The sequence below is a fragment of the Pararhizobium sp. IMCC21322 genome, assembly GCF_030758295.1.
Taxonomy (GTDB): domain Bacteria; phylum Pseudomonadota; class Alphaproteobacteria; order Rhizobiales.
In genome coordinates this window covers 682888-704053 of the sequence record NZ_CP132335.1, presented here as the reverse complement: position 1 = coordinate 704053, position 21166 = coordinate 682888, and the positions used below count along the sequence as shown (strand labels likewise).

Genomic DNA, 21166 nt, shown 5'->3' with positions numbered 1-21166 from the left:
CGGGCCTGTTTGCCCGCAACCCGCGTCGCAAAGGCTTGAAAGTCTTCAGACTTCCTGCTTCTTTGCTCCTAGTCTGCAAACAAACCGATCCCGACTATTTCACCACCCATAAAGGGTCCGCACCCTAAGGCTAGGCATAAAACTGCAAGCGCTGCGGCCCTGGTTCATGCGCGTCTTCCCGAGGCTTAGCGATAGTCCGGATTGGGATAGTCAAACCGGCAGCCGGCCTCCCATTTTGAGCGTTGGTTGCCATGGGCTGGTATTCCGCCTGCATCCTTGAGAATACGCGCGAGATGAATCAGGTTCCACGTCATGAATGTTGTGTTTCTCTGCGTGAATTCATTGTCATAACCCGCACCATCATCGCCGTAAGACGGACCAGGCCCAGCCTCACCAATCCAGCCGGCATCCGCCTGTGGCGGTATCGAATATCCCAGATGCTGAAGTGCGTACAGCACCGTCATGGCGCAATGTTTGATACCGTCTTCATTTCCGGTAACCAGACATCCGCCAACCCTGCCGTAGTAGGCGTATTGCCCCGCATCGTTGAGATTGCCTGAATTGCCGTAGAGCCGTTCGATAACCAGTCGGCATATGGAGGATTCCTCACCCAGCCAAATCGGCGTGCCGATGACGAGGATGTCTGCCTGCATGACCTTTTCCTGAATGGCCGGCCAGTCGTCCCGGTCCCAGCCATGTTCCGTCATATCGGGATAAACGCCGAAGGCAATCTGGTGGTCGGTGAGACGGAGCATATCGGTTGATATCTTATTTTCCTCCATGATCGCCATTGATCGGCACATGAGATCTTCGGTGTGCGAGGGATCCTTGCCCTTCTTCAAAGTGGTGTTCAGATAAAGCGCCTTGAGATCCGAGTAGTCGGCGGGCGGTTTCGGTTCTTTGTCGCTCATTTTTGGTCTCCTCCGGATTCAGTGTTGATGGTCAGCGGCTGCGCAAATGTCAGCGTTCTGTACGGGAACGGAATTTCAATTCCAGCTTCATCCAGAGCCGCTTTAATGGCGGCAACAGCCTGATCGCGGGATTGATGTTCCTGCAAGGGTGTACTGCCGGTCCACCAGCGAACCATGAAATCAATAGATGACGAGTTGAATTCTTGTGCAAAGACCTCAACCGGTTTCTCACGATTGCGGGTTTCAATGTTTTCAAGGGCTTTGGAAATCACGTCCCTGGCTGCATCCACATTCTCCCCATAGGCAACGCCGACAATGATTGAAATTCGCCGGTGCGCGTGGTCCGTCAGGATACGGACCGGATTCTTGTAAATGCAACTGTTGGGAACCAGCACGAGTTCTCCAGACCGCTTTCGCAAAAATGTATCGCGGACTGATATCTGTTCCACCCGGCCGCTCAGATCTTCGCACTCAATGTCATCGCCAATGCGCATCGGTTTGCGCAGCAAAATCAGAAACCCGGCAAGGAAGTTCTCAAAGATGTCCTTGAATGCAAGACCGATTGCAATCGATCCAATTCCCAGGCCAGCCAAAAGCTTTGTGGGTGTGAGGCCCGGAAACACCAGAGTGGCTGTGAGCAGAATTCCAATGACCCAGACAAAGATACGCACCAATTTGGCAAGCGCAACAACAAGCGAAGGACGAGATTGCGAGCTCACCAGCACTTTTCGGATTGCACCACCCAATAGACGGGCAATCAGCCAGGTAACCAGCAGCAAAAGCAAGGCCGCCACGATGTTAGGAGCCAATTCGACGGTACTGCGCAGAAGGCTGTTGAGTTGTTCAGCCAGGATGCTTAGTGGCTCGACATTCCAGTTCATAAGGGTTCTCTCGGTTTGTCAGGGTCCAAACCCATTTGAGAGTTTGGTATCTTCTGAATTATAGGGCATCGGTCTTCCTTAACCATGCAGAAAAGTGGGGACCATGCCAGTGGAGCAGGGACTATCCCGGCAAAGCGGGATTTTTCTATCCGGCACCTCCAACGCGGTTTTTGCGGCCGACATGTCAGTTGCCGCTTTATTCCCAATCATGGCCAACCGGGTGGCGGTCTCGGGACCGTTCCGTTGCGACCAGGTCTTCGGCCACTTCCATATCAGACGATTTGACGGCGTCCGGTTCACGATAGGGTTGTTCGTCAGCGACAAGGGCAAGGTCATACAGCATCGGAAAATGATCCGAGCCAATAAAAGGCAGGCGTTTCATCGATATCACCTGAAACTGGGGTGCCAGAAAAATGTGATCCAGGGGCCACCGAAGAAAAAAGAAACGTGCGTCAAACGAATTATACTGACCGCGTCCCTCGCGCGGGTCCAACAGGCGGGATATGCGCACAAACCGACGGGTTCCAGGTGACCATGCAACATCATTCAGATCACCTGTGACAATAACCGGTCGGTCCTCGTCTTGCGCTAGTTGGGCAATCTTTGCGATTTCGGCATCACGGCCAATGGTATCGCCATGTACGATCGGGGGTTCGGGATGCACAGTAAGAAGCCTGAACACCGTGCCATCTTCCAGTTCCACATCGCAATCAAAGCTTGGCACTTCGGGATTGGTCAGAAAGCGGATTTGTTTTTTGACAACCGGTAGCCGTGCGTACAAAACCATGCCGTAGGTATTATCGAGTGGATGGCTCAAACAGATGTCCATATCATCGGCTATCGGCCGAAGCGCCTCTGCCCATGTCTCGTCCGTTTCCATGAAGAGCACAATATCCGGCTTCGTGCGCTTTACCGTCTCAATAAGGCGGTCGTAATGGCTGTTGCTCTGTTTTACATTGGAAACAAGAATCCGCAGCGTCGGCACGGATTCAGGACTGCCAGAGAAACGCCGCACGCCGCGCGGCCAGATCGGTGAAAATCGAAGAATGTGCGCAAGCTGAATCGCCAATGCACAAGCCAGCATTCCCAGGACCACTATCAAATGGCTGCCAGAAACTCCCAGCGCCAGCGCAGACGCGCCCACCAGCAGACAAATGATAGATATCTGTGGACGCGGAAAATCAAAGACGCGGAATATGCCATGCGGCAGCCGTATCAACGGCAACAGGCTGATCAACAGGCACAGGCCCGCGAGCGTAATAAGTGTCCAGATTGCCATTTGCGGTTAAATTCTACTCTTGGTTAGGCGCTATTCAGCTTCGTATTCTAGGGCAATTCAGCGTTGTTTGACAGCGCCCAATCTCGCAAATGGCCAAGACACCACACTCCGGGACCAAACAATTAGGGTCTGGACTTTGTGTGAAAGCCGCGACAGCGCAACAGGGGCCTCCCGACTGTTCTGTTTCAATCTGCTCCAAACCTATTCATCCGCTACGGGATGTTTGATGGGCAGGTAGAAAATCGCTCCGTAAGAATCATCATCGCCTGACCAGCAGATGAATTTCTGGAACAGCCAGTCCTGCCGCAATGCGCTAAGGGGCTCAGCGTTCAATTCGCATATGCCCGACAAAGTCTCGTATTCACCAGCCGGGTCGATCAGGCTGAAAATGTCTTTCAAATCTTCATGTGTTCGCCAGGACAGGGTTGAGCTTGAGAATTTCGTCAGCTCGGCAGCGCGCGTTTTTATGTCAGTCTGTTTCAGAAGCAACTGCCAGGGGCGCGGATCGTCAAAATCAGTTTTCCTCAAAGAAACCCCGTCATCTGCCAGCTGGATTTCATAGTAGTGAGGCCGCTTTTGTTCAGGTTCAATATAGTTTGCGCCGCGCTTTGTCAGAACATCGAAAACCCGGCACCCGGATGTCATCAGTTCGGCCTACGTCCAGGTTTCCTGGCTGGCTTCAAAATCATAATGATATTCCGTTTCCCGAACGAGACATTGTTGCTCGATCTTTCCGGACGGAATGGACAACTCAACCAGCTCTACGCGCTTTTTGTATTCATAGTGGCTTGGCGGGCGCAATGTCGTGGTTCTGATGACGAAAAACGTGTTGGGTGTGGTGCCAATGATCTGATCGGAGATCACTATACCGGGGTCCGGCGTCGCATTGGCACCGGACAGCAGGGCAAATTGCAGGGCAAAGACCGTATAAATTACGCCGATCCAATTGCCGCACGATTGGCTGAGAACGAATTTTTGTGACATCATATGACCCTCCAGCTCAATTCATTGGCCTGACAGACAGGACCATCGTTGGCCTCACAATTCCTTCGCCAAAGGCATGCGTTGAGATCCTGACCGTGTGATATGCCAGAGCCAACCCAACAAGGCCGTTCATGTGACAGTGCTGTTTTCTGATCAGCATTCTCACTTCAACACGCTTGAACAACACCCAACCTCCCCTATGTCGAAGTTTTGGGAGCTTTCAGGATATGTCTGCATTTTGAGACGCCTGCAAGGCTGCCCACATCTTCACACGCCAGGCTGCGGTGATTGGAACCGTAACGAACATGTACTTAAGGACCTCTTGAAACCATGAAAGCTTATCTCGTATTAATTGCAGCGGTTGCATTTGCCATATCACCGTTCCTGTCACCTGAGTTCGGTGGTTTTGACCCTGAGCGCTACCCCATACCTCAAAATGACCCACCTGTGCAGCCTGCGGGCTGGGCATTTTCAATTTGGGGTCTGATCTATCTCGCCCTGATCATGCATGCAGGGATTGGTGTTTTCAGACACAAGGATGATGCCGTTTGGGACCGCGGCCGCATTGCCCTGTTCATCTCTCTGGCTGTCGGATCAATCTGGTTGCCAATTGCGCTGCTCTCGCCGATTTGGGCCACGGTTCTGATCTGGGTGATGCTGATCAGTGTGCTGGTTTCCCTGTACCAGACACAATCTGCGCAACCCGTATGGTCAGCCAGCTGGCCTGTGGCGCTTTATGCCGGATGGCTTTCCGCTGCATCCTTTGTGTCTATCGGTCTGCTTCTGGCAGGCTATGGAATAACATCGGAAATAACAGCTGCCATTATTGCGCTGGTGCTGGCCGTGGTATTTGCGATGTATAATTTTCACAGACTGGGGCACTGGTGCTACAGCGCTGCGGTTGCCTGGGGTTTTCTGGGAATCGCTTTTGCGAATTCGGGGACAAATACGCTTGTTGCGGTTCTGTCAGGAATAGCCGTTATTCTTATGCTTGCCATGATCGCGTATCGCTGGCGCGCGTCTGGCCAGCTTACCGACTAGGGCACTTTTTGGATATTGGCGGGATTAGACCTCGCCAGAACCGGCCCGTCATAAATAAACCTGTTTGGATGGAACTTTCATACGCTTCGTTGGTTGTTTGGACTCAACAACGAGGAGAAAATAAATGCCAAAACTTTCCCAAGCCAAAATCCTTATAATGTCCACCCATGGGTTCGAACAGTCTGAGCTGGAAACGCCGCTGCACGCCTTGCGCGAACATGGCGCAACAGTTGAGGTAGCTACGCTGGATGGCAAGTCGATCCGGGGTTGGGATGACAATGATTGGGGTGACTCCGTCGAGGCTGACCTCAAAATCTCCGACGTGAATGTCGATGACTACATTGCTCTGGTCCTGCCGGGCGGGCAGATCAACCCGGATATCCTGCGCGCTGATGAAACGACCGTCAACAAAGTGCGCGACTTTGTAACCGGCAACAAGATTGTCGCCGCAATCTGTCATGCACCTTGGCTTCTAATCGAAGCGGACGTGGTGAAAGGGCGCGAGATGACCAGTTACAAATCCATTCGAACTGATCTGAAAAATGCCGGCGCAAACGTGGTGGACAAGGAAGTAGCGATTTCCAACGGGATCATCACAAGCCGTGATCCCAATGACCTTGAGGCCTTCGTTGCCAAGATTATCGAAGAAGTCCGAGAAGGCGAACACGAACGCGACGCTGCCTGACGATTGTCATATCAAGCCCGGGCACATGTGTTGATACACAGTGTCCGGGCTTTACAACAGATCCCGGTTCCTGATGCATCTGGTTCGATTATTGTTGTGACAGAGTGCCTGAAACACGTGGGGCATACACCAAGTCAGAATCGTGTAAATGAAATATCGCAGAGGTGATTACGGCAGTCGCCTCTGCTGCCTGTTATGAACCCTTGCGCAATTCGCTGCCGCTTTTCAGCACAACGTCACCATCTGATTGTTTGACCAAATACGCAGGATCATCCTTGGTTGCGTTGCGCGTCACCTCAGTACCTTTAATCGTCCGAGTGACTTTCTCCGTGAACTTTTCATCAACCTTGCCCTTGGCAGAGCCGTTTCCCCAGTCCCATTCCACGATGGTGCCATGCGTATAGTCACTCATTATAAGCCCTCAAATTTGTTCAAGAATGCTAACGGCTGACCCTGTAGATATGTTCCCTTCCGGCCGGCCGTTTTATTAAGAGCAAATCTCTTTTCAGGACTGTTTTGTCGTGCGGAACCGCGCGATGGCGCTGCGTTCGATCGCAGCAACCGTGAGGCGGTCTAGCCCCAGCCGGTTGCGGAGCATTTGCAGGAAGCGGAGTTCTTCGCGTTCCAGCTGACCATCGGCGGCAGCGACTTCCACGGCCAAAGCATAGGCGGTGTCGTAAAGGCGGCTGGGAAGGCTTTCGGCGATGATGGTCAGAACATCTGACAGGCCGTTTTCACCTTGCAGCCGTTCCCCGCAGGACGAAGCGGTCAGCAATAAAGCTTCAGGATCGTAATTGTGGAAGATCGGCAGGCCCTTGACCAGATCGCCAATGGTTTTCAACTCGGCATCCGTCATGTTGCTGTCGGCGGCCGACACGGTGACCATTGCGTAAATCAACGCTTCCTGGATTGCGATTGGTTCAGACATAAGGGCTTCTTTCCTGTCTTCGCGCCCGGCTCAATACCTGATGACGCTATAATTCTTGCTGCTGTCGATTGACCGCTTGGCTGTTCGCGATACATATGGGCGCATAAATGGCGCAAAACAAATGACATGACCAGCCTTTTGCCATGAAATTCAACCCGCTGGTCGACATCGTGAGAGAATTTACATGACTTCCCCGACGCTAGAGGCGATTCCAATGGACGACACACTGGTTGCGGCGGCCCAGACTTCCAAAGCCTGGCCCTTTGAAGAAGCGCGTAAAATCGTCAAGCGATTGAATGGCAAAACGCCAGACAAACCGGTTTTGTTTGAAACCGGTTACGGCCCCTCCGGCCTTCCACATATCGGCACCTTCGGCGAAGTGGCGCGCACCAGCATGGTGCGCAATGCCTTCCGTCTGTTGACACAAGACAAGATTGCAACGCGCCTTCTGTCCTTCTCCGATGATATGGATGGACTGCGCAAAGTGCCGGATAATGTTCCCAATAAAGAGCAAATGACAGCCTATCTCGGCCAGCCACTATCCGTTGTACCCGACCCGTTTGGCAGCGAGCATGGCTCGTTCGGTGCTGCCAATAATGCGCGACTGCGTGCATTTCTGGATGGCTTTGGGTTTGACTATGAGTTTGCCAGTTCAACCGAGTATTACAAAAGCGGCGTGTTCGATGAAACACTGCTGAAAATGCTGGCGGTTTATGATGACATCATGAACATCATTCTGCCGACCCTTGGGCCAGACCGGCGGGCGACCTATTCACCGTTTCTGCCAATCTGCAAGCGCACCGGTGTGGTGCTGCAAGTGCCCATGGAAGCACGCAATGTGGAAGCGGGTACGATTTCCTATCGCGATCCGGAAACCAGTGAACTGGTGGAAACGCCGGTTACCGGTGGTGCTGTGAAATGCCAGTGGAAAGCCGATTGGGCGATGCGCTGGGCAGCGCTGGATGTGAGCTATGAAATGGCTGGCAAGGATCTCATCGATTCCGTGCAGCTATCCGGGAAAATCTGCCGGGCACTTGGTAAACGACCACCGGAAGGGTTCAATTACGAGCTGTTCCTGGATGAGAGCGGTCAGAAAATTTCCAAATCAAAAGGCAATGGCCTGACGATTGAAGACTGGCTGTCTTACGCGACGCCTGAAAGCCTGTCGCAATATATGTATGTCAAACCAAAGACGGCGAAACGACTGCATTTCGACATTATTCCAAAAACGGTGGATGAGTATTTTTCACATCTGGCCTCGTTTGAGGGGCTGGAAGCTGACAAGCAGCTTTCCAGCCCGATCTGGCACATTCATATGGGCAAGGCACCGGACGTGGAAATGCCTGTGTCATTTGCCATGCTGCTTAATCTGGTCAGCGCATCAAACGCGTCTGACAAAGCTGTGCTGTGGGGGTTCATTTCCCGCTATGCGCCGGGAACCAATGCGCAAAGCCATCCCAAGCTGGATCAGATGGTGGACTATGCGGTGCGGTATTTTGAGGATTTCGTGAAGCCGGGCAAAGTGTTCCGCACGGCCAACGAGCAAGAACGCGCTGCGCTGGCTGATCTGAAAACCCGCTTTGATGCCCTGCCGCGTGATGCAGATGGCGAGACCATTCAGAACGAAGTTTATGCGGTCGGCAAAGCGCATGAATTCGAGCCCCTGCGTGGCTGGTTTCAAGCCCTCTATCAGGTGCTGCTGGGGCAGGATCAGGGGCCGCGTTTTGGCTCCTTCACGGCGCTATACGGGCTGGATGAAACCTCACGGTTGATCGATGAGGCCCTCTCCGGGTCCCTCGTTACCAGCTAAACCGTCTTCCAGCTCTTCGTCCGCGTCAGCCGGGCGCAAGGGGCCATTAATATCCGCAATTGGCAAATCCGGCGGTGGTGGCAGTTCAGCGCTGCTACCCTGCCGGGTCAGTGCCTGATAATTCTGCAATCCGCGTGGCGGTGCCTGGTGAATGCCAAGTGCTTGCTGCTCGGCTTCGTCCGCCAGGGTCTTGAGCGCCGTCGAGGCATCTGTGGCGACACGCGCCCAGCCTTTGGAAACCACCAGCTCTGCCAGATCTGCCCCGCGCAAACTGCAGGATATCTTCAAAGGCTGATCTGATGGCCGCCAGGCAAAGGCGCAATTCAGCGCCGTCAATCTGATATGACGTTGCAGACTGCGCGTGATGAACCCGCCGCAGGGCCAGTCACCCTTTTCTGCCTGGTCAGATTGACCTGTTTGGTCGGCTTGGCCAAGTTGGCATGTCTCGTTCTGTGACACACCAATCACACCCGGTAATTCCAGCCGCCAGACCCGATTGAGATAACGCCCTTCAAATGTCGCCGTATCCACCACCCGAATGCGATAAAGGTTGCGTTCACGCACCTCCGCCGCTGGTGGTTCAACACCGGGAATACGTTTCAACGGCGCGGTGATTTGCGGTGCCGGGGTCATGCCCCTTGGCGTCACATCGCGGCTGACACCGGGATTGAGGTCCTGTTGCGCACTTCCAGCGTCACTTGCCATTGCCCACAGGGAAACGGCAGTCGCGGTTTTAATGAACAACGCTTTCAAGTCGTAATCCCGACAAAGTTTTAAAATTGATCAGGCTTTCTTCCGACTGATCGTCCAACGCAAGATGGCTTATTCTATGGCACCCGTAAATGCGTCTGCAGATGCATTGGCGAACCGGCTATAGAAAGTCTCATTGCTGGCGGCCAAATCTCGCAACAGCGCGTTGGGCTGGAATCTCTCGCCATATTTTTCAGCCAGTTCATCACATAAATCAACAAAACTTGCGACACCCATTGTATCGATGAAGGACAGGGTTCCGCCGGTAAAGGGGGCAAAACCAAAGCCGAGTATTGAACCCACATCTGCTTCGCGCACATCGGTGATGACGCCCTCCTCAAAGCAGCGAGCCGCCTCCAGCGCCTGAATGATCAACAGCCGGTTTTTGATCTCCTGCCGGTCAATCTGATCAATCCGGTCGGGGTCGGTAAGCTGGGGGACAAGTTTGGACAGGCCCGGCCAAAGCCGCTTATCGCGCCCGTCATAATCGTAAAAGCCCTTGCCATTTTTGCGGCCAAAGCGTTCCAGCTCCACGACCATTTGCTGCAGCAGATTTTCCTGCGCGGGATGAACCGCTTCAGCTCCCAAATCAGCCTTGGTGGCCTGCAGAATTTTCCAGGCAAGATCAACGGCCACTTCATCTGTCAGGGCCAGCGGGCCAACGGGCATACCCGCCTGCAATGCGAGGTTTTCGATCATGGCGGCCGGAACGCCTTCGGTCAGAAGCAAATGCGCTTCCAGCAGATAGGCCATGACCGAGCGGTTGGCATAAAAGCCCCGCGCATCATTGACAACAATCGGCGTTTTCTTGATCAGGCGCACAAAATCAAAAGCATGTGCCAGCGCTTGATCGCCGGTTTTCTCGCCTAAAATAATTTCTACCAGCATCATCCTGTCGACCGGCGAGAAGAAATGAATACCGATGAAATCCTCGGGGCTTACATGGTGCTGCGCCAAAGAGGTGATGGGCAAGGTCGAAGTGTTTGAAGCCAGTGTCACATTTGCCGGCAAAGCAGCGCCAATGCTGGCGATGACATCGGCCTTGGTGGCACGATCTTCGAACACCGCTTCGATGACCAAATCGCACTTTGCCAGATCCGCATAGTCGTCGCTTGTGGCAATGCGTGCCAAAACAGCTTCATGGTCTGCTGGCGTCGCGTATCCGCGTTTCACAGCTTTTTCCATGAGCCCGTCAGAATGGGCTTTGCCTTTTTCTGCAGCTTCTTTGGTCCGGTCAAGTAGCAGAACCTGTAATCCCGCCTTGGCGCTGACATAGGCAATACCCGCACCCATGAACCCGGCACCGACAATGCCGATGGTTTTAAGCTGCGCTGTTGCAATGTTCTGCGGTCGCCGCGCGCCCTTGTTAAGCGCCTGCATGGAGATAAACAACGAACGCAGCATGTTGCTGGCTTCCGGCGTTTGCAGGACAGCCGCAAAATGGCGACTTTCAACGGCCAGCGCCTGATCCATAGGCAATAGCAGGCCCTCATAGACCGCTTTCATGATGCCGCGTGCGCCGGGATAATTATCGTGGGTTTCCTTACGATACAGCGCATTGGCTGCCGGCCAGAGCTGAAAGCCCGCTTTGGAATAGATATTTGCTGCGCCGGAGAGTTTATAACCCTTTTGATCCCATGGTTTTTCAGCCGACAGGCCTTCTGCCAGCATGGTTTTTGCGGCGGGCACGAGGTCACCTGGCTGAGACACAAGCTGATCCACCAAACCCATGGCTTTGGCTTTTTTGCCCGTGAGCGTTTTGCCCTGAAGCAGCATCTGCAGGCCCGCTTGCGGGTCTGTCATGCGCATCACCCGCTGGGTGCCGCCTGCACCGGGGAAAATACCGATCCGGACTTCGGGCAGCCCAATCTTTGCTTTCCCGTCATCCACCATGACCCGTCCATGAGCGGCCAGCGCCAATTCAGTGCCGCCACCAAGGCAGGTTCCGTTGATGGCAACGACAAAGGGTTTGCCGCAGGTTTCCAGCTTGCGGTAGAGGCGCGACAGGCTGGATGATTTTTCCAGAAGTTCTGCCCCAGCATTTTTGGCAGCGTTTTTGAACTCCTTATGGCCTTCAGTCTGGTTCAGCGACTGGATCATTGTGATGTCTGCGCCCCCGGTGAAGGAATCCGGTTTGGCAGACGTAATGACGGCACCCTTGATGGCGTCCGTTTGCACGACTTGGTCAATGATCGCATCCAACTCTTCCATCACAGTCGGCGTGATGACGTTCATGGAACGATCCGGCATATCCCAAATGATTAGCGCGCAGCCATCCGCGTCGATATCCATACTAAAGGCAGTGTAGGAGCCCGCCATAATTACACCCGCTCGATGATGGTTGCAGTGCCCATTCCGGCACCGATACACAGAGTGACAATGGCGGTCGAGAGATCGCGCCGCTCCAGCTCATCCAGCACCGTGCCCAGGATCATGGCTCCGGTCGCGCCCAATGGATGACCCATGGCAATGGCGCCGCCATTAACGTTGACTTTTTCAGGATCAAGATCAAAGGCCTGTTGATAGCGCAGCACCACCGAGGCAAACGCTTCGTTGATCTCGATAAGATCCAGATCATCAAAGGAAAAGCCGCTTCTGGCGAACAGCTTGCGCGTGACATCGACCGGTCCGGTCAGCATCAACGCCGGTTCAGAACCGATGCTGGCGCAAGCTCTGATGCGGGCACGTGGCTTTAACCCGGCACGCTTTCCAGCGTCTTTGGAACCAATCAGTACGGCTGCAGCGCCATCGACAATCCCCGACGAATTGCCCGCATGATGCATGTGGTAGATTTGCTCGATCTCCGGATGCGCTTCAATGGCAACGGCGTCAAAACCACCCATTTCGCCCATCAGCGCAAAGGATGGCTGCAGGGCAGCCAGAGACTGCATATTGGTATCGGGACGCATGTGCTCGTCACGATCCAGCAGAACATCACCATGGGGCGCATGGACCGGCACAATGGAATTTGCAAAACGGCCTTCCTGCCAGGCCTTGTCTGCACGCTGCTGGCTTTGCACAGCATAGGCGTCCACATCATCCCGCGAAAACCCGTATTTGGTGGCGATCAAATCGGCAGAAACACCCTGCGGCATGAAATAGGATGGTACCGCGACGCTGGGATCGACCGGCCATGCACCGCCCGACGCGCCAATGCCAATGCGGCTCATGGATTCAACGCCGCCAGCCACAACCAACTCGTTCTGACCACTGGCAATCTGGGCAAAGGCAGTGTTTACCGCATCCAGACCCGATGCACAGAAGCGGTTGATCTGCATTCCCGGCACGGATTGGTCAAAGCCCGCTGCAAAAACGGCAGCGCGGGCAATGTTGCCACCGGCTTCCCCGATCGGGTCAACGCAGCCCAGAATCACATCGTCAATCTGATCGGTGGCCAAATCGTGGCGCTGACGCAAAGCGCGCAGCGGCGTGGCTGCCAGTTCGACAGCTGTTACAGTATGAAGCCCACCATCAGGCTTGCCCCGTCCACGCGGTGTGCGGACCGCGTCATAGATGAAGGCATCATTCATCGCAAATCTCCTTCAAAACGCCTCGGCGGGCAGCGCCATCATGCTCTCTGCACCGCTGCAAATGCGCGTCAGATGGGTCTGGGTTTTCGGCAGGCACCGCTCCATGAAATAGCGCCCGGTGGTCAACTTCGCCTCGAAGAAGGCCCGGTCGCCAGTTTCATCTGTCAGGCGCTCCTGGCTGACCTTCGCCATAAGCGCCCACATATAACCAAGGGACACCAGACCAAGCAGATGCATGTAATCATTGGCAGCGGCTCCGGCATTGTCGGGTTCTGCGATACTGTTCTCCATCAGCCAGACTGTTGCCGATTGCAGATCATCAACCGCCATGCCCAAGGGCTCGCCGTAGACCGCAAAAGCGTCATCCTTTTTCATATCGGCAAGAAACAGGGTCACTTCGGTCAAAAATGTTTTCAGGGCGCGCCCGCCATCCTTTGGCAATTTGCGGCCCACCAGATCCAGCGCCTGAATGCCGTTCGTGCCTTCATAGATCATGGCAATGCGCGCATCGCGCACAAATTGTTCAATGCCCAATTCGGTTATATAGCCGTGGCCACCAAAGACCTGCTGTGCCTGTACCGCATTGGCAAATCCGGCATCTGTAAACACGCCTTTGATAACCGGCGTCATAAGACCCAGATGATCGTCAGCTGCCTGCCGTATGGCTGCATCTTCTGATTTATGCAGCTCATCTGCTTTGAGCGCTGTCCAGATCATCAGGGCGCGCGCGCCCTCATTGAAGGCCCGCATGTTCATCAGCATACGTCTGATATCCGGGTGCACCACCAAGGGGTCCGGCTTTGCATCGCTATCCTTGGGCTTGCCCAAAGCGCGGCCCTGCAGCCGCTCCCTGGCGTAGCTGGCGGCATTTTGATAGGCCACTTCCGAAATACCCAACCCCTGGATACCAACAGACAGACGCGCTTCATTCATCATGACGAACATGGCAGGCAGTCCGCGATCTTCTTCACCGATCAGCCAGCCGGCCGCGCCGTCATAATTCATGGTACAGGTGGCATTGCCGTGAATGCCCATTTTCTCTTCCAGAGATCCGCATTGCAGTGCATTGCGCTGGCCGGGATTGCCATCTGCATCAGGAATGAATTTTGGAACCACAAACAATGAGAGGCCTTTGACGCCGTCCGGCGCGCCGTCGATGCGGGCCAACACCAGATGCACTATATTTTCTGCAAGATCATGCTCGCCGGAAGAGATGAAAATCTTCTGACCGGTGATGTTGTAGGACCCATCTGCCTGTGGCAGTGCCTTGGTTTTCAAAAGACCCAGATCTGTCCCGGCATGAGGCTCTGTCATATTCATGGTGCCGGTCCATTTCCCCGACGCCAGCGGCGGCAGGTAAATCTGTCGCAATTCTTCCGAAGCGTGCACTTTCAGGGCGGCGTAAGCGCCTTGCGACAGGACCGGATACAACCCCCAGGAGAAATTGGCTGCGTAAATGAATTCCTGAACAATGCTGCTCAAAGTGCCCGGCAGCCCCTGACCTCCATAGGCCGGATCGGCTGAGAGACCGGACCAGCCACCTTCTGCAAAAAGCCCGAATGCTTCCTTGAAACCCTTGGGCGTTGTGACGCTGCCATCATCAAGGCGGTGACATCCCTCAAGATCCCCGACGCTGTTGAGCGGTTGCAGGGTCTGCTCGCAAAACCGGGCTGCCTCGCCCAAAATGGCCTCAAGCAGATCCGGCGTCAGATCCGCAAATCCGTCCAAAGTTTTGAAGTGTTCCATCGGGAACACTTCATTCAGCAAAAACAGAGTGTCTTTCAGTGGCGCTTGATAGGTTGGCATCTTTAACCCCTTCACAAATGAAGATGTCTCTCAATGCATATATGACGTTAACGTCAACTTTAAAAGGCGGGCTGGCGCACGTCCTTTCACTTTTGCATGATAAAGACGTTTTATACGACAGGTCTGGTCAACCGGTTGCTGTTTCTTTTTCGCGCAGCATACCTGCGACAACATCAACTGTGCGCTCAAGTTCTTCAATGGCCTGCTCGATGTCACTGCGCTGATCTTTCAGCACATCAACCTGTTCCTGAAACCGCTTCAGCGCGACACGTAATTGTACAATCTGACCATCTTTCAGATCATACAGATCAAGCATTTCACGAATTTCCGTGAGCGAAAAACCGACCTTTTTGCCCATCAAGACCAGTTTGAGTCTGGCTCTGTCGCGCCGACTGTAAACCCGCGTCGTACCGTCACGTTTGGGACTGACCAGACCGCGATCCTCGTAAAAGCGAAGTGTGCGCAACGTGACCTGAAACTCACGCGCCAATTGTCCAATCGAAAAGGAATTTTCTGTGGTGTCCTCATCCTGCCCAGCTCGTTGCGCTCTGGATGAGACGGTTTCTGTACCTTTGTTCACAGCATCACTTTCAGCCAATTTGGATGACAATATGTATTATCCGGTCGGCAAATTGATCAAGCAACAGCGTCAGGATCTATACTCTATCGGCAATCATTCTTAGCGCCATTCATGACACCAATACGTTTTCCCAACCAGAATAAAGCCTTTGTCGATTAACGGAAGACACGTTCAGAGTCCATACTACAAATTGTATTCTTATGATTAGCACTCTTTTATCTATAGTTTTGGTTTCGTCCGCAGGAGCAGATAAACCCGCTGCCGATATCCGGGCAATTGGCAGCACCGACCTGTGGTGGGCAGCTTTTTTGATTCAGTATTCCTGATGAAATTAACGACATGTTTACTATAATTGTTGACTTTTCGGTAATTGAAACTCTCATGAATCGCTCTGTTTGGCGGGTAATTCATGTGATCCGATGAGAAAGCGTGGAAGCAAGTGGCCGTTTTACAGCGCAAAGCACCCTCAATATCCGGTCGTGTTGACAGCCATCACGGTGACGATCCCAGTGATGTTTTCAGCCGTGTCATAGAAGCCGCCCAACGCAACGGGATGAGCCTGGAAGCATGGCTTCAGGATGCCGTGCTGCAAAACGAGGCTCAGGAAGATCATCTGTCGCCGGATGAGTTAACATTGAAGAAGTTACTGCAAACCCAGCGGCAAAGCCGCCAGGGGGCCGAACGCGCCGCTCAGGTTGCCGAGCAGGCGTTGCTGGATGATCCCACAGACCAGGAACCTGACGCGGAAAGTCAGGCCCTGATGCACGCAATTGATGATTTGAGCCAACAATTGGGCGCTCTGAAAGCCTTCGATGCGCCCAAACAAGCTGACAGGCCAGAACTACGCCCGGCAAGTCAGGCCGTTCTTGACAGCCACGTCGAAGCGGCAGTGCCAAACCCATCCGATACATCCGACGCGCCGGAAAACGCGATTCAGGAAGATGCCCAGACCGTCGAAGAATTGCGTGCTCGCATTCTGGCGCTCAAGGAACGCATTGTTCCCTCTGATACCACGCCACCTGAAACAAAAATCAGGCAGACAACTGCACGACCAGCCGAGCCCATCCATGCGTTACCAGAGGAAGAGATTTATTCCGATGATGATCTGGAACACGAGTTGGAACTTGCATTGCAACCGACAGCGCCACCCGTCACGCTGGATGGCTATGAAGATTATCAAGAAGATGATTTAGCCGACGAGGCTGATTACGGATATCAGGAAGATGATGAGCAGAAAGATGATCCAGCGCGCAACAATGCAGCGCAACAGGAAGCTGCCCTCAATGAGACCATGGAAGCCCATTTCGCTCTGCTCGGCGAAAAAATAAACACGCTTCTTGAGAAGGCCGACACTGAGACCAAATCTCAGAATGACGAAATTCGCGAGCAGCTCGACAGCAATCTGGCGCTGCTGGAGAGCAAGATTTCCGAGTTGCCAACCCGAAATGATGTCGCAATTCTGCAGCCGATGGCCAAAATGCAGGTCAAGCTGCAGGAAGATCAGACCCGGCTGGACCGCAACTTCAAAAAGCTGGCAGATGACCATATCCGTCTGCAGAATTCTGCCACACAATCACAGACTGCATCACAGATCCCGGCGCTGCAGGACCAGATCAGCAAGCTGGAAGCATCGCTGAAATCAATGAAGCCTGCTTTGTCCAGAGATGTTGCAAGCCTTCTGGACCTGACTGTCCAGAAGCTGGAGAAATCGGCCAGAAACAAGCCTGATGCCGTAACCAATGCGGCACTGCAAACCCATCTTGCTCAGCTGGAAAAGACGCTGAAAGATTTGCCGGCCGAAATCGCACAGCAGCAGCCCAATGCACAAAGCCTGATCAGCTTCCTGCCGCCCCGCGAAACGCTTGAATCGATCGAGCATACGGTTGGCCGGCTTGAAGGCATCATGCTGGAACAGCAAACCACACTCAGCGATATGAATATCGGCGATCAGACGCAGATGTTCAAAGAGCGGTTTGACGGGCTGCTGTCGCGCCTCGACGATACAATGAAGCGGTTTGATTCCGCTTCGCTGGAAGCTGATCGTCGTGCCGATGAAAATCTTAAAGACCAAAAATCTCAGAACACGTCATTTATCAAACAGCTCACGGCCCAGATTGAAAGTCTGGAACGCCGGATAGAAGAAGCGCCCAACGAGAACCGTGAGCAGGCCGCTGCTGCAGATGCTGCGCATCAGCATATGCAAGACGACATGGCCCGGATTGAAACCCAATTATCCACCGTGATGGAGCAATTAGGACAGCAACTGGCCAAACCCGATCCTGTCGCACCGGCTGGTCCTGATGCTTCCGTGATCACCAAAGCGGTTTCAGATGCCGTCGTTGTGCCACTGAATGAGGCTCTGAACCGGGTTGAGCGCGGCTTGGATGCGCGCAGCCGCCAGACGCTGGATGATCTGTCAGCTCTGGTCAAATCAACTGCCAAAAAACCAAATTCTGATGATGCGCTGCATAATCAGCTGAGCTCGGTTCCCGATACGCTGACGATTTTGCTGAACAAGATTCATGATCTGGAAAGTGGCGTGGATCGCCTGGAAGCCACACAGAAAAAGCTGACACCGGCAGCCGGCAAGGAAGAAAGCCGCCGCCCGAGGTTCCGCAAGGCTGCACAGGCGCAAGCTGATGTTATTCCGCCCAAAGCGGCTGAGCCAAAGCGCAATGCACCAACGCCCAAGACCGAAAAAGACGCTGATCTTGAAGTCGGGATGAATTACATTGCGGCTGCAAGACGTGCCACCAAAAAAGGCGGCCAGACAGCCGCACCTGTTGGCAAAGCTGCTGCAACCGAAAAAACGCCCGTTGCCAACAAAACAGTCGGCAAGACTGCCAGCAAAACCGCTTCCGCAGATCCAAAATCGGTTGAGGGTATCAAGCAACGTGCCGAAGGCATTTTATCCCAGCAGCGTGAAGAGCTGAAACGCGAGCGCAACCCAGCCCGCCGGAAGAAAATTCTGGGCGTATGCCTTGGTCTGACGCTGATTGTCGCCGCTGTCGCGCTGGCGCTGAAAACATACCAGTCGCAGCAGGGACCAGACGACAATCTGGCCACCGGCAGCATTTCCAAGCCGATCGACCCTGGCAAAGACAGAAAATTGACCACCAACAGCGCGATGGTCAAACCAATTCCGATCCCGACCGGTCAGAAACTGCCGGATCGTTTGCCAGGCGGTATAGACCGGATCAAGGCGCTGGGTGACAGCGTCTTTGCCGAAAGAAATGCAGTGACAAAAATTGCCACACCCGTGGCCAAGCCAAAAATCACACGAAAAGCGTCAACCACACCACTTCAGCGCACGTTTGTTGCCCCGGCGCCAGCGACCAATATCGGTCCGCTGCCGCTGCGTTACAAAGCGGTCATCGGCGATCCTGTTGCGCAGTTCGAAATTGGCAGCCGTTATGCTGATGGGTTTGGCACAACTCCCAATATGCCGAAAGCCGTTGAGTGGTATCGCCGTGCCTCTGATCAGGGCCTGGCCCCCGCACAATACCGCCTCGGCAGCCTGCTGGAACATGGCCGGGGAACTACCAAGAACCTGACTGCCGCCGCAGATCTTTACAAAAAGGCAGCAGAAAAAGGGAACACCAAGGCGATGTATAATCTGGGCGTTCTTCATGCTCAGGGCACGCTGGGCGAACCAAATTTCACTGAAGCCTCTAAATGGTTCAGAATGGCTGCCAATGCAGGCGTGAAAGACAGCCAGTTCAATCTGGCCATCCTGTATGCCAGAGGCATGGGCGTTGCCACCGATCTTGAGAAAGCCTATTTCTGGTTTGCTGTTGCTGCCAAGGACGGCGATCCGGATGCGAAAGCAAAACGCGACGCGCTGGCACAGGACCTGGAAGCAGATATTGTTGCCAAAATTGATGGGACGGTTGCCAATTGGGGCCCGGACAGGCCAGCGAAAGCTGCCAACATGGTTTCCATGCCGAATGAAGGCTGGATTGCCGTCAAGGTTCCCAAAAATGCCGAAGCGCAGCTTAAGAAACACGCTGAAAAGATCAGCGATACGGGGCCTATCGCCAGCAATCAAGGGGCGGATTTCCAGAACCCGCAAGGCGGGCTCAGCGACATTCCTCTGGCAAAGTTTGACGAATCTGCAATTTAATCGACACTGTGTTGCCTTCTGGACATTGACAGCGCGCGAAAGCAGGCGTTTATCAGGGCCTTGGTTTCAAGCCTGATTTGCGTTTGAATCCATATTTCACACCGGGATTGATTGTAGTTTGCGCTTTACAGCGCCCAGCCAAAAAGACAGACCTTCGTGCAGATTTACCTGCCCATAGCCGAACTACCGGTCAGCATTTTGATGCTGTTGGGCATGGGTGCTGCGGTGGGCTTTATTTCGGGGCTTTTTGGTGTTGGTGGCGGATTCCTTTTGACGCCCCTGCTGATATTCACCGGCATACCACCCGCTGTTGCCGTGGCCACCGTTACCTCGCAGACCGTTGCTTCATCAACATCCGGTGCCTTGTCCTATTGGCGGCGTCAGGCAATTGATCTGAAACTGGCCAGCATGCTGATTTCGGGCGGTATTGTTGGCTCGGCACTTGGCGTGTTTGTGTTTCGGTTGTTGCGTGAAGTCGGACAGCTGGACCTGATCATTTCGGTTTCCTATCTGACATTTCTGACGTCCATCGGCATTTTGATGCTGCGCGAATCCATTCGGGCCATGCTGAAAAACCGCGACGGCAAACGCCCGCCTGCCAGAATGCCAGGCCAACACAGCTGGGTTCTCGGCCTGCCTTTGAAGATGAAGTTCCGGCGCTCCAAGCTGTATGTCAGCGTTCTGCCGGTTCTCGGCCTTGGAATTTCCATCGGTTTCATGGGATCGGTGCTTGGCATTGGCGGTGGGTTTATTATGGTTCCCGCCCTGATTTACCTCCTGCGTGTGCCAACAGCGATGGTGATCGGCACATCCCTTTTCTACATTGTTGTCACCATGTCGGTTGCCACCGTACTGCATGCCAGCACCAACCAGACGGTGGATGTTGTGCTGGCGCTTTGCCTGATGATTGGCGGCGTGTTCGGGGCACAATTCGGCGCGCAATTGGGCCAAAAGCTGCGGGGCGAACAAATTCGCGCCCTGCTCGGCTTACTGGTGCTGGCCGTTGGCATGCGCTTTGCGGTCAATCTGGTGCTGAAGCCGGACGAGTTGTATTCCTTTTCCGTTCTGAAGCTGATGGTGGGGGGCTGATGGCACGTCTCATTGCAATTTGCATCATGTTGATGGTAACGGCATCTGCTGCCTTTGCAGAAAGAGTGGTGCTGGCCGTTTCATCTGAACGGGTTGCCATCAACTCGAATTTTTCCGGAATGGATATCACGCTTTTCGGCAGTATCGAGGGAGATGGCGGCGATGACAGGGGCGAAGATGGCTACGATGTTGTGGCTGTTGTCAAAGGCCCACCCGTGGATGTGGTTACACGAAAGAAGGAGCGTATTTTCGGGGTCTGGATCAACCGGAATGCGCGGACATTTCTCAGTGTGCCCTCCTTTTACGCCCTGTCTTCCAATCGTCCGCCTGACGATATTGCTCAGTCCCAGGCCCTGCAGGCCAACCAGATCGGACTGGAAAACATCATTTTCCCGGTCGCGACCGACAGCATAGAAGCGCCTGGTAATTCGACCGAATTTGCACTCGCCTACCGGCGGCTGAAGGCGGACAATGATCTGTTTTCCATGGATGTGGAAGGGATGGAGTTGCTGACGCCAACCCTGTTCAAAACCACCATTCGCATCCCGGGGCGCGTTTCAGTTGGCACTTACAGCATTGAGGTCTTTGTCTTTGATCAGGGCGCTTTGGTGGCTCATGATGAACAGACATTGTGGATCTCCAAAGCCGGGCTGGAGCAGCTGATTTATGATTTCAGTCGTGAAAGAGGCCTTTGGTTTGGTGTTATTGCTGTGGTTCTGGCGGTTTTTGTCGGCTGGTTCGGTGGCGTTGTGTTCAGACGAGAATAGAT

At 53.9% G+C, this 21166-nt stretch carries 18 protein-coding genes; 6 read left to right on the top strand and 12 right to left on the bottom strand.

The genetic code is table 11. The features are described 5' to 3' along the window. Positions 1 to 185 precede the first annotated feature (185 nt). The 5 genes from RAL91_RS03450 to RAL91_RS03430 all read right to left on the bottom strand — a co-directional run bounded on the left by RAL91_RS03450 (position 186) and on the right by RAL91_RS03430 (position 4058). Positions 186 to 911 carry a flavodoxin family protein gene (locus RAL91_RS03450; RefSeq protein ID WP_306259728.1) on the bottom strand — a complete coding sequence of 242 codons (726 nt, stop codon included), beginning with the start codon at positions 909 to 911 and terminating at the stop codon, positions 186 to 188. After that, positions 908 to 1792 (bottom strand): mechanosensitive ion channel family protein, encoded by an 885-nt coding sequence (locus tag RAL91_RS03445; protein WP_306259726.1) that lies wholly within the window; start codon positions 1790 to 1792, stop codon positions 908 to 910. Before RAL91_RS03445 ends, RAL91_RS03450 begins: the two co-directional genes overlap by 4 nt. A 196-nt stretch (positions 1793 to 1988) precedes the next feature. Further along, a complete protein-coding gene (locus RAL91_RS03440; protein WP_306259724.1) occupies positions 1989 to 3071 on the bottom strand; it encodes an endonuclease/exonuclease/phosphatase family protein in 1083 nt (360 codons plus the stop codon). Between the two features lie 201 nt (positions 3072 to 3272). Continuing rightward, positions 3273 to 3716 (bottom strand): hypothetical protein, encoded by a 444-nt coding sequence (locus tag RAL91_RS03435; RefSeq protein ID WP_306259723.1) that lies wholly within the window; start codon positions 3714 to 3716, stop codon positions 3273 to 3275. 9 nt (positions 3717 to 3725) lie between these two features. Then, positions 3726 to 4058 (bottom strand): hypothetical protein, encoded by a 333-nt coding sequence (locus RAL91_RS03430; protein ID WP_306259722.1) that lies wholly within the window; start codon positions 4056 to 4058, stop codon positions 3726 to 3728. Between the two features lie 327 nt (positions 4059 to 4385). Here RAL91_RS03430 and RAL91_RS03425 point away from each other — a divergent pair, with 327 nt between their 5' ends. Together RAL91_RS03425 and RAL91_RS03420 are read left to right on the top strand one after the other, a co-directional pair. Further along, positions 4386 to 5096: a TspO/MBR family protein gene (locus tag RAL91_RS03425; RefSeq protein ID WP_306259721.1), complete on the top strand. Its 711-nt coding sequence runs from the start codon at positions 4386 to 4388 to the stop codon at positions 5094 to 5096. A gap of 124 nt (positions 5097 to 5220) precedes the next feature. Next, positions 5221 to 5781, top strand: coding sequence for a type 1 glutamine amidotransferase domain-containing protein (locus tag RAL91_RS03420; RefSeq protein ID WP_306259720.1), 561 nt, complete (start codon positions 5221 to 5223; stop codon positions 5779 to 5781). A gap of 193 nt (positions 5782 to 5974) precedes the next feature. Here RAL91_RS03420 and RAL91_RS03415 read toward each other — a convergent pair whose 3' ends face one another. After that, positions 5975 to 6193 carry a DUF2945 domain-containing protein gene (locus tag RAL91_RS03415; protein WP_306259719.1) on the bottom strand — a complete coding sequence of 73 codons (219 nt, stop codon included), beginning with the start codon at positions 6191 to 6193 and terminating at the stop codon, positions 5975 to 5977. 93 nt (positions 6194 to 6286) lie between these two features. After that, a complete protein-coding gene (locus RAL91_RS03410) occupies positions 6287 to 6709 on the bottom strand; it encodes a tellurite resistance TerB family protein (RefSeq protein WP_306259718.1) in 423 nt (140 codons plus the stop codon). 184 nt (positions 6710 to 6893) lie between these two features. On the opposite strand from RAL91_RS03410, the gene RAL91_RS03405 reads away from it, so the two are divergent. Next, complete coding sequence (locus RAL91_RS03405) at positions 6894 to 8519, top strand: lysine--tRNA ligase (RefSeq protein WP_306259716.1); 1626 nt, start codon at positions 6894 to 6896, stop codon at positions 8517 to 8519. Here RAL91_RS03405 and RAL91_RS03400 read toward each other — a convergent pair. The 5 genes from RAL91_RS03400 to RAL91_RS03380 all read right to left on the bottom strand — a co-directional run bounded on the left by RAL91_RS03400 (position 8472) and on the right by RAL91_RS03380 (position 15104). Then, the gene (locus tag RAL91_RS03400) at positions 8472 to 9272 is read right to left on the bottom strand and encodes a hypothetical protein (RefSeq protein ID WP_306259715.1); all 801 of its coding nucleotides are present in this window, start codon (positions 9270 to 9272) and stop codon (positions 8472 to 8474) included. The genes RAL91_RS03405 and RAL91_RS03400 overlap by 48 nt on opposite strands. A 69-nt stretch (positions 9273 to 9341) precedes the next feature. Continuing rightward, the gene (locus tag RAL91_RS03395) at positions 9342 to 11588 is read right to left on the bottom strand and encodes a 3-hydroxyacyl-CoA dehydrogenase NAD-binding domain-containing protein (RefSeq protein WP_306259714.1); all 2247 of its coding nucleotides are present in this window, start codon (positions 11586 to 11588) and stop codon (positions 9342 to 9344) included. Positions 11589 to 11590: 2 nt separating this feature from the next. Next, a complete protein-coding gene (locus RAL91_RS03390) occupies positions 11591 to 12799 on the bottom strand; it encodes an acetyl-CoA C-acetyltransferase (RefSeq protein WP_306259712.1) in 1209 nt (402 codons plus the stop codon). Between the two features lie 12 nt (positions 12800 to 12811). Further along, positions 12812 to 14605, bottom strand: coding sequence for an acyl-CoA dehydrogenase C-terminal domain-containing protein (locus tag RAL91_RS03385; protein WP_306259711.1), 1794 nt, complete (start codon positions 14603 to 14605; stop codon positions 12812 to 12814). A 127-nt stretch (positions 14606 to 14732) separates the two neighbouring features. After that, entirely contained in the window at positions 14733 to 15104 is a 372-nt protein-coding gene (locus RAL91_RS03380) for a MerR family DNA-binding transcriptional regulator (protein WP_306262764.1), read from the bottom strand. A 520-nt stretch (positions 15105 to 15624) separates the two neighbouring features. Between RAL91_RS03380 and RAL91_RS03375 the strand changes: the two genes are divergently transcribed. From RAL91_RS03375 to RAL91_RS03365, 3 genes are all read left to right on the top strand, one after another. Then, the gene (locus RAL91_RS03375; RefSeq protein WP_306259709.1) at positions 15625 to 19308 is read left to right on the top strand and encodes a hypothetical protein; all 3684 of its coding nucleotides are present in this window, start codon (positions 15625 to 15627) and stop codon (positions 19306 to 19308) included. Between the two features lie 156 nt (positions 19309 to 19464). After that, a complete protein-coding gene (locus tag RAL91_RS03370; RefSeq protein WP_306259708.1) occupies positions 19465 to 20397 on the top strand; it encodes a sulfite exporter TauE/SafE family protein in 933 nt (310 codons plus the stop codon). Beyond that, positions 20397 to 21164, top strand: coding sequence for a TIGR02186 family protein (locus tag RAL91_RS03365; RefSeq protein WP_306259706.1), 768 nt, complete (start codon positions 20397 to 20399; stop codon positions 21162 to 21164). The genes RAL91_RS03370 and RAL91_RS03365 overlap by 1 nt, the downstream gene beginning before the upstream one ends. Positions 21165 to 21166: the final 2 nt, after the last annotated feature.